10 protein-coding genes are annotated in these 13,175 nt (G+C 67.5%); 2 read left to right on the top strand and 8 right to left on the bottom strand.

The annotated features are described in order from the left end of the window. Positions 1 to 64: 64 nt before the first annotated feature. Together ACR2JI_RS10945 and ACR2JI_RS10940 are read right to left on the bottom strand one after the other, a co-directional pair. Positions 65 to 1,717, bottom strand: a complete 1,653-nt coding sequence (locus tag ACR2JI_RS10945; protein ID WP_526390094.1) for an alpha/beta hydrolase — start codon at positions 1,715 to 1,717, stop codon at positions 65 to 67. Next, positions 1,702 to 1,998 (bottom strand): hypothetical protein, encoded by a 297-nt coding sequence (locus tag ACR2JI_RS10940; RefSeq protein ID WP_526390093.1) that lies wholly within the window; start codon positions 1,996 to 1,998, stop codon positions 1,702 to 1,704. Before ACR2JI_RS10940 ends, ACR2JI_RS10945 begins: the two co-directional genes overlap by 16 nt. Positions 1,999 to 2,166: 168 nt before the next feature. Between ACR2JI_RS10940 and ACR2JI_RS10935 the strand changes: the two genes are divergently transcribed. Further along, positions 2,167 to 2,664 (top strand): hypothetical protein, encoded by a 498-nt coding sequence (locus ACR2JI_RS10935; protein WP_526390092.1) that lies wholly within the window; start codon positions 2,167 to 2,169, stop codon positions 2,662 to 2,664. A 5-nt stretch (positions 2,665 to 2,669) separates the two neighbouring features. On the opposite strand, the gene ACR2JI_RS10930 is transcribed toward ACR2JI_RS10935, so the two are convergent. Continuing rightward, positions 2,670 to 4,487 (bottom strand): hypothetical protein, encoded by a 1,818-nt coding sequence (locus tag ACR2JI_RS10930; RefSeq protein ID WP_526390091.1) that lies wholly within the window; start codon positions 4,485 to 4,487, stop codon positions 2,670 to 2,672. A gap of 44 nt (positions 4,488 to 4,531) precedes the next feature. Here ACR2JI_RS10930 and ACR2JI_RS10925 point away from each other — a divergent pair, with 44 nt between their 5' ends. Then, positions 4,532 to 5,470 carry an NAD-dependent epimerase/dehydratase family protein gene (locus ACR2JI_RS10925; RefSeq protein ID WP_526390090.1) on the top strand — a complete coding sequence of 313 codons (939 nt, stop codon included), beginning with the start codon at positions 4,532 to 4,534 and terminating at the stop codon, positions 5,468 to 5,470. A gap of 25 nt (positions 5,471 to 5,495) precedes the next feature. On the opposite strand, the gene ACR2JI_RS10920 is transcribed toward ACR2JI_RS10925, so the two are convergent. From ACR2JI_RS10920 to ACR2JI_RS10900, 5 genes are read right to left on the bottom strand one after another with little or no spacing between them, the layout of a single operon-like run. Beyond that, complete coding sequence (locus tag ACR2JI_RS10920) at positions 5,496 to 5,834, bottom strand: DUF2304 domain-containing protein (protein ID WP_526390089.1); 339 nt, start codon at positions 5,832 to 5,834, stop codon at positions 5,496 to 5,498. After that, a complete protein-coding gene (gene ppgS, locus ACR2JI_RS10915) occupies positions 5,831 to 6,538 on the bottom strand; it encodes a polyprenyl-phospho-N-acetylgalactosaminyl synthase PpgS (protein WP_526390088.1) in 708 nt (235 codons plus the stop codon). Before ppgS ends, ACR2JI_RS10920 begins: the two co-directional genes overlap by 4 nt. Before the next feature lie 24 nt (positions 6,539 to 6,562). After that, positions 6,563 to 7,834, bottom strand: a complete 1,272-nt coding sequence (locus ACR2JI_RS10910) for a polysaccharide biosynthesis protein (protein WP_526390087.1) — start codon at positions 7,832 to 7,834, stop codon at positions 6,563 to 6,565. After that, positions 7,831 to 9,135, bottom strand: a complete 1,305-nt coding sequence (locus tag ACR2JI_RS10905) for a M1 family metallopeptidase (protein WP_526390086.1) — start codon at positions 9,133 to 9,135, stop codon at positions 7,831 to 7,833. The genes ACR2JI_RS10910 and ACR2JI_RS10905 overlap by 4 nt, the downstream gene beginning before the upstream one ends. Then, on the bottom strand, positions 9,132 to 13,034 hold the full coding sequence (locus ACR2JI_RS10900; protein ID WP_526390085.1) for a Pls/PosA family non-ribosomal peptide synthetase: 3,903 nt from the start codon (positions 13,032 to 13,034) through the stop codon (positions 9,132 to 9,134). The genes ACR2JI_RS10905 and ACR2JI_RS10900 overlap by 4 nt, the downstream gene beginning before the upstream one ends. Positions 13,035 to 13,175: the final 141 nt, after the last annotated feature.

The following is a 13,175-nucleotide window of genomic DNA, read 5'->3' as shown; positions in this document are numbered from 1 at the left end:
TTCCCAGCACATGCTGAAAGAACAATGGCGGCGGTGATGATGACTGGCGTGAGCGCGGGGAGTGTCATCGCACCACCGCTATCGGCCCGATGCCGGCGATGATGGCCCCGATATTGCCGAGTCCGGGGTTGCCCTCGTCCCAGTAGCTGCCGTGCGCGGACAACCCGGGTAACACCCCGGCCGAATAGGGCAGTGCCGCTCCGGAATCGGTCACCAGACGTACCGCACCGTAGTCGGCGCCGTTGGGATCGGCACCCAGGGTGAGATCGGTGACCAGACTGATCGGATCGTTTCCGGCCGTCATGGAGTAGACGGTGGCGCCGGAGTCCAGCGCAAGGTCTGTGGCATGTCTGCTCAGCATTCCAGGACTGCCGACCGCTATCACATTGTCTGCCGCTAGGTGGTGTCCATCCGTGGCTGCCCCGCCCACCAGGGTGGAGCCGTAACTGTGTCCGATGACGGTGTCCACGGCGGCGGATCCCCGATGTGAGGCGTGCAGGCCGTTCATCCAGGAATCCAGTGCGGCTCCCCCACTTCTGGCACGATCCGGCCAGGCCGCCTCGGCAAGCGTCATCGGCCGGTCGTACCCAGCCCAGGTGGTGATCGATACATCACGCGCGGACAGCGACGGGTCAGCATCGAGGGTGGCCCCGAACATGTCCAGCGATCGTCGGCTGCTTCCGTCGATGACGGTCATGTCCTGGCCGGTCCCCGGTACGAAAACCGCTGTGCGCCTGGCGGAATCGGGATCGCCGATCGATATCGCCGCGTGTCCCTGATCATCGATGAGGCCCAGTAGACGGGGCACCCCGTCGCTGGCTGTGAGTGCCCTGCGGACCGACTCATATCCGTCGAGTCGGCGCCGGGCCTTAGCGAGTCGGGGAGTCAGAGCCCGTAGTTCGTCGGTTGTCGGACCGCTGTGATCACCGGTGTAGACCCGGGCAGCAAGCTCGTCGAAGCGGGTCTGCAGAGTATCGACCTCGGACTGGGAGGCCGCCTGCAACCGATCGAGGTGGATCCGGTTGTAGGTGTCCCGATCAGTGAACGGCATACCCGGTCGGTTGCCGATCGCGTTGTCCCGGTGGAAGATCTGGTCCCTCTCGTGGCGGCCGAGACTGTTCCACTGCTCGTTGAACTGTTGTGGGTCCTCCGCGAGGGACACCGGATTGCCGGGTTCTGGATGCTCGGGTGGACTCTCGGTGAAACGATGCACCGTCTGCGGCGGAGGAGCTGTGAGAAAACTGATCCGCAGTCCGGCTGCGGCGGAGGTGATCTCAGCTGCTATCTGCCGGTCGGCAGACACCAGACGGTCGAGTCGCGAACTCAGTTCGCGACCCAGTGCCCGGGCCTGCACTCCACGCTCCGGACCGGTGGCCGAAACGCGAAAGTTCTCACTGACGGTGAACCCGGCGCCCTCGGCACGGTTGACGGCGTCGAGGATGCCCCGTCTGACATCCGCGATCCGCTGCGCACCCGCCCGGGCGACTGTGGAGGCGGCGTGCAGCCGGTCCGCGATGCCGACGACGTCTCGGCGATCCACGATGGCGCGTTCACGCGCGTGCTCAGCGGCGGCGCCGTCCCAGTCGTCGAGACCGTGGGCCAGTTCGGTGAAGCGGGTCTCCCAAGTCGAGGCCGTGGTGGTCCATCGGGTTGCCGCCTCGGTCAGATGACCGGGGTCCCAATGCCGAATCTCCCTCAGCGTCAGAACCCGTCCCACGAGGCCTCCAACAGGTGGCGCAGTGCTGTTGCCGAATCGGTGTCGGTGGCCCGATAGGCGTCGGCGGCATCGACGAGCGCCGCGGCGGTTTGCCGCATCCGGGCGGCGAGTGCCTCCGAGGCGGCGGCGAGGCCGCGCTGCACTTCTGCGGCGGCGACCGCGGAGCGTAAACCCGGCGCCGATTCCGTGGGCATGGTCGGCTCGGCGAGATCGTCCGACCAGGTCCTGTACCGGCCGGCCAACCGGTACAGGCCGGCTACATCCACCGCTGACTCGCTCACGCCCGAAACGTGTCATAGGCACCCCGGACAATGAACTCCGAACAGGCGCGACTGTGCATGGCACAGACACTGGGGATAGCCGCAGAAACTCGACTAACCGCAGATGTAGATGGATTTTCGGGATTCGCGAGGCCGAAATATGTCAGACCGCTTTGGGAAAATAGGCGCATGTTCGAGACCACACCGCCCCAGTCGCTGCCGGAACTGCCCGCTGATTTCGACCTCTCCGACCTTGATGATCCGACCGCCGGAATCATCGCCGTCGAGGTCTCACATCTGTTTGTTCGGCTGTGTCTGAAGTCTGCCGAAACACTCGTCAGCGAGCTCGCAGCCAAGGAAGGGTTCCTTCGTCAGGCCGGCGGCCCGGAGGTTGCCTCCCGGCTCTTCGCGATGCGCCTATTCCAGAAAATCGACGCCGCCGTCTATCACCAGTTGCGCTACTGCGTGGCGTTGGACCAGGTCGCGGCGGCGCAGGCGCGCACCGAAGAACTGCTGCGCGCGCAGCTTCTCGATGTGGTCGGCACTGCGGTCACGTACCTGCTCAGCGACGGCCGTGATGTGGCCATCCAGATGACGGCGGTCGCAGCGACGACGGCCGGTAGCGAATTGCGTACTGCGATGCCCGCCGTGATCGCGGAGTTCCAGTCGGCGGAGGGGGATTGCTGATCGGGTCAGCGCGGCGCGAGGTAGCCGACCGGGCCGGAGGCAAGACACACGGCCAGGGTGGCGGTGGTTGCCTTCGCGGTGATTGCGTCGCCGGCTCCGGAGAGCCGGACGAAGACGCGGTTCAGTCCGGGCTTGACCGCAACCTTCGTCTCCGGGCCGACGGGCAGTGAAAGCGCCATGGTGCCCTCGGTATTGGCGAGGTAGCTGATCTCCGCGGTCCATTCGGCCGGCAGTAGCGGCCCGTCAAGTGGCATCAGGACTGGGGAGTTCGGTTGTGCGAAGTATCCGCATTGCGGACGGGGACCCGGCGCGATCCGACGCGTCCAGGTCACCTTCGCGTCGATGATGTGACCGCTGCTGTCGAGCATGCGCAGCCGGTCGGTGAAGCGGGCGAACTCGGGCCGATCGCCGATCAACGCGAACATGTGGCTGGCGAGATTCTCCGGCCCGACCACCCGCTGCAGAATCAGCGGATCGACTTCCTGATCCAGCAGCGCCGCCGGGGATGTCGCTCTGGCATCGGCGAGACCGCGTACAGCGTTCTGCAGATAGGCCTTTGTCGGGTTGTCCTGCCAACTGATCAGAAAGGTTCGGGTGGACAGCAGGCTGGCGGCCATGAAGCCGACGGCCACGACGGCGACTGCCATCGACCTCGCGGGGGAGGTGTCGAGCCACCGGGTGTTCGGCCGGTTGGGTGCGCAGAGCCCGACCGCGGCCAGCATCGCCAGCACCACCACCAGATCCGGCAGATATCTCAGGGTCTGGGCCAACTCGAGGGCGGTGAACTCCGAGGATCGCATCAGATAGATGGGCACCTGGCAGGCCAGCGCGTAGCCCGCTGCCACCAGCCATACCCCGGCGATGCGTTGCTTCCGCAACACCGACAGTGCCACCGCGGCGATCAGCACCGCCCACCCCAGTGCCATCGCAGCGGTCGGCGGCACCGCCCATGGCGAGGCGGGAGCCCAACGCTGCCAGTCCCAGGGTCCGCCGGCCAGGCCGGGCACGATGCCGTGAGTCACCGAGCGGCGCAACAGGTCCCATGTCATCGCGAGATTCCAGCTCCACCGCCGCTGGTCGACAACGGCTACGTAGAGCACGGCCCAGATCGCCGTCAGAACCGCCGCCGCAACCCACAGGCCTCGGCCACGAGCCCAGACAGTCCGCACAGCGGAGCGCTCACCCCGTACGTGGTAGAGCAGGGCGGTGACGGCGAACGCCACCACCGGGATCACCGCGGACTTCTCGAAGAACAGCAGCCCGCCGAGATAGACCAGCGCGGCGGTGATCGCGTGACGCCTATTGCCGTCGCGCACCAATAGAATCGCGTCACCGCACACCCAAGCCATCGCCGCGAGCATCGGCAGACTGTTCAGCCCGGCGGCCCACCAGGCGAACGCCGGAATGCCCAGCGGGGTGAACAATGCGAAGCACAGCGGGATGAGCAGCACCCGGCGCCAGCCGAGGACGATGTGCAGTACGCGAAGCAGGCTCAGTGAGGCCAGCGCCTGCAACACCATCAGGCTCAGCGCGGGCCAGGCCCAGACCAGCGGAGCGGCCCGGGTGATGGCACCGCCGAGCAGGAACGCCGCCGGCATCACATGACCGTCGTGGTCGGTGAACAGGTATGCCGCCGAGAGCAGTGGTTGGGTGCCGGCCCGGCCGACCAGTATCAGGTCATCCCAGTAGAAGTAGCCGCCGAACGCCAACACGCCGCGCACCGCCAATTGCAGCCCGATCAGGCCCACGGCCGCGACGGCGACCAGTGGCACGCGCGCGGGCAGATCGGACGCGGGCAGATCGGACCCAGACTGATCGGACATCGGCCACGACTGTACGGTGCGGCTGCATCGGTATGGTGGTCCGAATGCGGGCACTGGTCACCGGAGCGGCCGGCTTCATCGGCTCAACCCTGGTAGACCGTCTGCTCGGTGACGGGCACAGCGTTGTCGGCGTCGATGATCTGAGCACCGGCCGATTGGTCAACCTGGAAAGCGCCGGATCCGCCGCCGGGTTCGAGTTCGTGCAGGCCGATATCGTCACCGCCGACCTGATCACGCTGCTGGCCGGCACCGAGCCCGAGGTGGTCTTCCACCTCGCCGCACAGATCGACGTACGCCGTTCGGTCACCGACCCGGAGTCCGACGCGACCGTCAACGTTCTGGGGACGGTCCGGCTGGCCGAGGCGGCTCGCCGGGCGGGTGTCCGCAAGGTGGTGCACACCTCCTCGGGTGGATCCATCTACGGGGTGCCGATCGACTACCCGACCGACGAGAGCGCGCCGCCGGACCCGGGATCTCCGTATGCCGCGGGAAAGATCGCCGGGGAGGTCTACCTCAACACCTTCCGCCATCTGTATGGCATGGACTGCTCGCATATCGCCCCGGCGAATGTGTATGGGCCGCGGCAGGATCCGCACGGTGAGGCCGGCGTGGTGGCGATCTTCGTCAGGGCGATGCTCGCCGGTGAAGCGACCAGGGTCTATGGCGATGGATTGAACACCCGCGACTATGTCTTCGTCGATGACGTCGTCGACGCGTTCGTGCGTGCCTCCGGCGCTGCCGGCGGCGGTCAGCGGTTCAACGTCGGCACCGGCACCGAGACCACCGACCGGCAGCTGCACACCATCGTTGCGGCCGCGGTCGGAGCGCCTGACGAGCCGGCCTACGAACCGGCACGGCTCGGCGATCTGGCCCGGTCGTGTCTGGATCCGGGTAGGGCAGAAGCGGTGCTGGGCTGGCACCCGCGGGTGAGTCTCGACGAAGGTGTGCGACGCACGGTCGAGTACTTCCGCTCGAATCCGTGATCCCGCGAATCAGTGATCCCGTGATTCAGTGATCGGGAGTGCGCGCACCCTCGAGGGCGACCGCGCGGGCCAGTCGCGCATAACGCAACTCGAGTTCCTTGAACCGCAGATACGTACTCAGCGTGGTGAATACGAACGCGATGATCAGCGCGTAGGTCAGCAGGTCGGTTCCGCGGTCGACGCCCAGCCAGTTGGCCACCACGGTCGTGTCGTCGGGTCGAAGGATTGCGTAGACGGCAGCGATCACGAACAGTACGTAACCGACCTTCACCCAGGCTTTGGCCTTGGCATTGGTCCGGGAGCGCAGCAGGTAGACCAGCAGTGCGATGACCGCCGCGATCAGCAGCCCCTGGATGACATTCATCGCCGCATCCTTCCGCGCAGGAATCCGTCGAAGACGATGTTCACTCCGTTGAGTAGGGGTTGGCCCTTGGACAGCGAGTACTCGGTGTAGAGAATCTCGACCGGTTCTTCGGCCACCCGCCAACCGTTTTCGCCGATCAGCTTGATGAACTCGCCGGCGTGGCTCATACCGCTCATCGTCAGGCTCAGATTGTCGGCCACCGTCCGGTTGAACACCCGCAGGCCGGTATGAGCGTCGGTCAGATGCAGCTGCCGACTGCTGGGGCTCAGCGAAGCGGCGATACGCAGGATGAGTTTTTTCAGCGGCGGTGTGTGGCTGATGGTCGACCCGGCGAACCGGGTGCCGATCACGGTGTCGACATCGCCGTGCGCTAACCGCTCGATCATCGTCACGACGTCTTTGACCCGATGCTGACCGTCGGCATCGAAGGTGGCGAACACCGTCGCGCCGGGCCGGCTGCGGGCGTACTCCACACCGGTCTGGATGGCGGCTCCCTGGCCGAGGTTGACCGGGTGACGCACCACATGCGCCCCGGCACGCAGCGCGATCTCGCCGGTGTCGTCGCGGCTCCCGTCGTCGACGACGACGACGGTGGAGAAAACCGATCGCAGGTCCGCGACGACGTCGCCGATGACCTGTGCTTCGTTGAAGGCCGGGACGATGATCCACACGCCCTCGGTGCTGATGTGACTGTCGATGCCCACAAAGCTACATTCTGCGCCGCTGATTCAGCGGTCGGCGCGAGACAACGCGATCAGGTGCACCGCGATCCCCACCACCGGCCCGCACAGCAGAGCCACCACGGTTCGGGTCTCAAGACCGATCGGCAGGCTCAGCAGAGCCGCGGCGGCCACCGTCGCGCCGATCCACCCGATCGCATATGCGCGGTGCAGGGCTGCGGACACGGCCGCCGCGCCGGTTACGGTCAGCAGCGCGATCGACACCGCCCCCGCCGTCAGCCAGGCCAGTAGCGCCCCGCCGGTCTGGTAGTCCGGGCCGAAGGCGACCCGCAGCAGCCATGGACCGACCAGGGCGGCCGCTGCCACACCCACCGAGCCGAATACCAGGACCACCGCCGAGGGGGCGCGCAGCGAACGCAACCGGGTTGACGGCCCGGCCGCGTGATCGACGAAGTATGCGATCAGATTGCCCTGCATGGCCGTCAGCGGCACCAGCAGTGGTGCCCGGGTCAGCGTCACCGCGAGGATCACCACACCGCCTGCCGCGCCGAGCTCGCCGGAGGTGGCTTTCAGCAGAACGGGAAAACCCATCACCAGAATCGCGCTCGCACCCGCCGCCGTGATCGAGTGCGCCGCGCCGTTGAGAAACGCCGACGGGCCGCCTGCGGTGCGCAGCAGCGCCGCCGCCCGGGCCGCGCCCGACACCACCAGCACAAGCAGCCAGGCCACCGCACCGGCGACGGTCGCCCAGAGGAATCCGGCCAGACCCCAACCGAGGACGAACGCGGCCGCAGCCACCGCGACCCGGATCACCGCGTCGGTGACCATCAGGGATCCGTACTGCGTCCAGCGGCCGGTCCCGGCGAGCATTCCGAGCAGCGTCGCGTGCAGGCAGAATCCAGCCAGCCCACCAGCCAGCAGTGCCACCGACAGCGATCGTTGATCGGCGAAGACATGCCGGGCCCACAGCGGTGAGGTACCGGCGATCAGCACGGCGGCGCCGACCCCGGCTACCGCGGCGACGCGCATCGGAGACGTCGACGGTCCGCCGCTCGGCCCGGCGTGCTGGCTCGAACGCACCTCGCGGGTGGCCTCCTGCAGCAGACCGTTGGCCGCGCCGGTGACCAGACCGAAGGCGCCCCAGAACACCCCGAACACCGAGAAGCCGGTCGGGTCCAGATTCCGCGCGGCCAGATACAGCACGGTGTAGCCGCACACCGCGGTGACGGCGGTGGCGATCCCCACCCGGGTGACACTGCTGCGCGTCACCGGTCCCTCCGCCGCGCTCAGCGCGTCGAACTGCGCACCGGCGTCGGTCATCGCGGCGGGACACCGGTGGAATACAGCCACGCATCCCACAGCGGCTTCAGCGGAGCCACGGCGTAATGAGCGGCCAGCCCGATGAAATCGTCGGTGACGACGGTGCTGTGCCGATAGCGGGTGGTCCACTCGCGGAGTAGTCCGAAGAATTTCTGGTCACCCAGCAACCCCCGCAGCGCGTGCAGTGTCAGCGCTCCGCGCTTGTAGACCCGGTCGTCGAACATGTCCGCCGGGCCGGGATCGGCCAGCAGCAGATCCTGCGGCGCCGCGGCTAGTCGCCGGTGGAACTGCGCGGCCAGTTCGTCGGCCGACGGACCACCTGAGTTCTCCGACCACAGCCACTCGGCGTAACAGGCGAACCCCTCGTGCAGCCAGATGTCCCGCCACCGGCGAACAGTGACGCTGTTGCCGAACCACTGGTGTGCCAACTCGTGGGCGATGAGTCGCTCGGAGCCGCCCTTACCGTCGCAGTGGTTGGCGCCGAATATCGAAATACCCTGTGTCTCAAGCGGTATCTCCAGATCATCGTCGGTCACCACCACGGTGTAGCCGTTGGAGAACGGGTACGGGCCGAATAGCTTGATGAATGTCTCCATCATCTGAGACTGGTAACCGAAATCGCGATCAAAATTGGCGTTCAGCCGCGCAGGCAGCACCGCATACATGGGAACCGGGGTGTCGAGCAGTTGATGTTCGGTGTACATCCCGATCTGCAGCGTGGCCTGATACGTCGAGGTCGGCTCCGGCTGCTCGAATACCCAGTCCGTCTGGCCGGCGCGGGTCCGGCGTGACACCAGCTCGCCGTTGGACACGACGTGGTAGGGGCTGTCGGTGCTGATCTGGATGCGATAGCTCGCCTTGGAACTGGGGTGGTCATCGCAGGGGAACCACGACGGTGCCCCATTGGGTTGGCCGGCGACCAGCACGCCGTTGGTGAGTTCCTCGAATCCCACTTCGCCCCAGAGGCTTCGGATCGGACGCGGCGAGCCGCCGTAGCGCACCACGATCGATATCGGCGCCCGCGCCGGCAGTGGTGTATCCAGCCGGATCCGCAGCTTGCCGGTCGAGGTGGAGAAATGCGCGGGTCGGCGTCCGTTGACGGTGACCTTCGTGACCGCCATGGTGTCGGCGAGGTCCAGGGTGAACGTCTTCAAAGACGCCAGTGTGACGGCGGTGATGGTCGCAGTTCCGGTCAGCCGGTTACTGGCGACCTTGTAGGCCAGTTCCAATTCGTAGCGCGATACCCGATAACCGAAGTTGCCGTTGTTGGGTAGATAGGGATCGATGACGGGTTGTTTCACGCGGCGTCCACCGCGGCCCCTGGGGAGCTCTTCGACTTCTTACGGCGAATCTGCCACGGCGCGATGGGATTGCCCTGCCACCGTGTCGAAGCGGGCACCTCGTCGCCACGCATGACCAGGGACGCCGGGCCTACCGTGGCGCCCGCTCCGATCCGGGAGGCCGGTAGCGCCACGCAGTGCGGTCCCAGAGTCGCGCCGTCCTCGAGTACGACGGTGTCCATCCGCATGATCCGGTCGTGGAACAGATGGGTCTGGACGACACATCCGCGGTTGACGGTGCTGCCGTCACCGAGGGTCACCAGATCCGCCTCGGGCAGCCAGTAGCTCTCGCACCAGACGCCGTGGCCGATCTTGGCCCCGAGTGCGCGTAACCAGACGTTCATCACCGGGGTACCCGCTGCGGCCCGGGCGAACCAGGGGGCGGCGACGGTCTCCACGAAGGTGTCCGCCACCTCGTTACGCCACACGAATGAGGACCACAGTGGCTTTTCGCCGACCGGAATGCGGCCCACCCATAGCCATTTGGCCAGCACCGCCGTGGTGCCGGCAATCGCGCCGGCCACCAGCATCAGCACCCCACCGCCGGCGGCAGCCAATCCGTAACCGCCCCGCAGTACGAGCACCTGCAGTCCGGCCAGCATGCCGGCGCCGATGGCGAAGGTCAGCATCACCGGGATCAGCCGGCAGGTCTCGACCACGCCGCGCATGACCTTCAGCCGTGTCGGTGGGTCGAAGGTCAGCGCCGCATCCGCCTGGTCGGCGTGCCGGCGGAGCCGAATCGGTGGGCTGCCCAGCCAGGAGGAGCCGGTCTTGGCCTTGGGTGGGGCGGCCGACAGCACCGCGACAAGTCCGTCGTCGGGAACCCGGCGGCCGGGTTGGGTGATCCCGGAGTTGCCCAGGAACGCGCGCTTACCGACAGTGGCTGTGGCGACGTGGATCCAGCCGCCGCCCAGCTCATAGGAGGCCACCATGGTGTCATCGGCCAGGAAGGCGCCGTCCTGGATCACGGTGAACTTCGGTGTCAGCAGTGCGGTGGAGATCTCGGTGTTGCGGCCGACCCGGGTGCCGAGGATCCGCAGCCACACCGGGGTCAACATGCTCGCGTAGATCGGGAACAGGTAGTTACGCGCCGCATCCATCAGGCGTTCCGTCGCCCACAGCTGCCAGCCGGTCCGGCTGCGCACCGGGTGGTAACCCTCACGCAGTCCCACCGAGAGCAACCGCACCCCGATCACCGTCAACGCGGCGTACACCGCCAGCGCGACCCCGGTCGCCGCCGGGATCCACGGCGCGGCCGCTAAGACCGCGGCCCCCAGCGCATCGGCGTCACGGGCGGCCCACCCCAGCACCGCCAGGCCGGCGGCGAGCGCAACCAGTGGCAGCGCGCCGAGTAGCAGCGAGGACACCCCGTAGATCACCAGCCACTGCGGCGCCCGCGGCGGACGCCGATCCGGCCAGGGGTGTCGTGCCTTACCGGACTTCACGGCGGGTGAACCCTTCCAATACTGGCGGTTCTTCACCTTCCCGATGACCGCCGATCCAGGTGCGACGTCGGCATCCTTGCCGACGACCGCCCCGGGCAGCAGGGTGGTGCGCGCCCCGATGGCGGCGTCCTCACCGATCGTGATCGCGCCGACGTGGAAAAGATCGCCGTCGATCCAATGCCCGGTCAGGTCGACCTCGGGCTCCACACAGCTGCGGTGACCCAGCGTGAGCATGCCGGTGACAGGTGGCGCGGAATGCAGGTCGACACCCTTGCCCACCGAATTACCAAGTGCCCGAGCGTAATACACCAGCCACGGGGCACCGGCCTGGTTCTCCGCGCCGCTGGCTTCGGCGAGCCGCTCGGCCAGCCAAACCCGAAGGTGCTGCGATCCGCCGCGCCGGTAGGTCCCGGGTTTCAGACCGCTCAGCAGTAGCCGGGCGCCGACCACTGCGATCCCCATCCTGCCCAGGGGTGTGATGAACAGCGCGAAGGCCACCGCGATCACCCACCAGTCGACGGTGACCAGCCAGGGCAGTGGATGCAGCGTTGCTGCCACATTGTTGGCCAGTGCCAGCCAGGTCAGCCATTGCAGGGCGGTCAGTGTGGCCAGTGGCAGCGTCAGCAGAACCTGCGCCGCGCGCGCCGATGCCGGCATCGGCGCGACGACGCGCGGCGGGACATCCGGTTTCGTCTCTTCTGGTTCGAACTCACCGAGGAAGCCGGCCAGCGAACCCAGCCGGGGATGGTCGTAGAGGTGGGCAACCGTCATCTCGGGGTACCGGCCGCGCAGCGACACCACCAGTTGCGCCGCGGACAGCGAGCCACCGCCGAGGGCGAAGAAATCCGCCTCCGGCCCGTCGACCGCGGTACCCAGCACGTCCTGCCAGAGTCCGGCCAGCCAGCCCATCGTCCCGCCCAACTGCAAGCCGACATCCGGCACGTCTCCCGGCGGCGGCCACGGCAACGCGTCGCGATCCACCTTCCCGGAGGTCCGAGTGGGCAACTCGTCGACGAGCACCAGTCTCGGCACCATCGCCGCCGGCAGTAATTCGGTCAGCTGCGCGCGGGCGGCGGCCAGATCGAATTCGGGGTCGGCGGAGGCGATGTAACCGACGAGAACCGGTGTGCCACTTGCGCTCTTGCGTACCGCCGCGGCGCCGCCGCTGACACCGGGGAGATTCACCAGCGCCGAGTCAACCTCACCGAGTTCGATCCGGCGCCCACCGACCTTCACCTGGTCGTCGGCGCGGCCCTGGAAGAACAGGCCGTGTGGCTCCAGGCGTACCAGATCGCCACTGCGGTAGGCGCGATCCCAGCCCAGCGAGGGCATCGGGGCGTACTTCTCGGCGTCCTTCTCTGGATCGAGGTAGCGGGCCAGACCCACACCGCCGATCACCAACTCACCGACGTCACCGATGGCGACCGGTGCTCCGTCGGCGCCCACCACGGCAAGGTCCCAGCCGGGTAGTGGAAGGCCGATGCTGACCGGTGCACCCGCCTGCAGGCGGGAACCGCAGGACACCACGGTTGCCTCGGTGGGGCCGTAGGTGTTCCACACCTCGCGGCCCTCGACGGCCAGGCGCTCACCGAGTTCCGGTGGGCAGGCCTCGCCTCCGAAGATCAGCAGCCGCACCGCTTCGAGCGCCTCGGCCGGCCACAGCGCGGCCAGCGTGGGAACGGTAGACACCACGGTGATGTCACGGGACACCAGCCATGGCCCGAGGTCCATGCCGCTGCGCACCAGTGAGCGAGGAGCCGGAACCAGGCAGGCGCCGTGTCGCCAGGCCAGCCACATCTCCTCGCAGGAGGCGTCGAAGCCAACTGACAGCCCGGCGAGTACCCGGTCGTCGGGGCCGATCGGGTTGTCCTGCAGGAACATCCACGCCTCGGCATCGACGAAGGCCGCGGCGTTGCGGTGGGTCACCGCGACACCCTTCGGTACGCCGGTCGAACCGGAGGTGAAGATGATCCACGCGTCGTCGCGCGGGGTGGGCGGCGCGGCGCTCCACCCACGCGATGCACCCGGACCTCTGGTCAGTCCGTCCTCGGTGATGACGCCGGCAACACCGGCCTCGCCGAACACCAGCTCGGCCCGTTCCGGGGGATCGTCGGCGTCCACTGGCACGTAGGCTGCGCCGGCGGCCAGGGTGGACAGGATCGCCATATAGAGGGAATAGCCGCCCGAGGGCATCCGGATACCGATCCGGTCGCCGCGGCCGATGCCGCGACCGGCCAGCCACGCAACGCCCCGTTCGATATCGGCGATCATCTCGGCGTAGGTCAACTGGACGGTTCCGTCGTCGATGCCGGTGGCGTCCGGGTAGCGGGCCGCGGTGTCGTAGAGGATATCGACGAGGGTTCGGGCTGCCGGAGCGTGTCCGTACAGCAGATATTGAGTGGGGACCTCCGGCATCCTGTGGATACTAGGGTGCTCGGGTTACGCGCGCGTGAGACACTGGTGACGCAGAGGGGAGTATTCCTTCGTCGCGGGGTCGTCACCACGTCGGTCTTCGATGACCGTCCGGCTCCGCGGGTCGCATCAGCGGCGGAAGAG

It is taken from the genome of Mycobacterium sp. (assembly GCF_051006775.1).
GTDB lineage: Bacteria > Actinomycetota > Actinomycetes > Mycobacteriales > Mycobacteriaceae > Mycobacterium.
This window is presented reverse-complemented; position numbering and strand designations above follow the sequence as displayed.

Excerpts from the sequence above, each read along its gene's own strand:
- ACR2JI_RS10935 (WP_526390092.1), top strand. The coding sequence starts at position 2,167 with ATGTTCGAGACCACACCGCCCCAGTCGCTGCCGGAACTGCCCGCTGAT.
- ACR2JI_RS10930 (WP_526390091.1), bottom strand. The coding sequence starts at position 4,487 with ATGTCCGATCAGTCTGGGTCCGATCTGCCCGCGTCCGATCTGCCCGCG.
- ACR2JI_RS10925 (WP_526390090.1), top strand. The coding sequence starts at position 4,532 with ATGCGGGCACTGGTCACCGGAGCGGCCGGCTTCATCGGCTCAACCCTG.
- ACR2JI_RS10920 (WP_526390089.1), bottom strand. The coding sequence starts at position 5,834 with ATGAATGTCATCCAGGGGCTGCTGATCGCGGCGGTCATCGCACTGCTG.
- ACR2JI_RS10910 (WP_526390087.1), bottom strand. The coding sequence starts at position 7,834 with ATGACCGACGCCGGTGCGCAGTTCGACGCGCTGAGCGCGGCGGAGGGA.
- ACR2JI_RS10900 (WP_526390085.1), bottom strand. The coding sequence starts at position 13,034 with ATGCCGGAGGTCCCCACTCAATATCTGCTGTACGGACACGCTCCGGCA.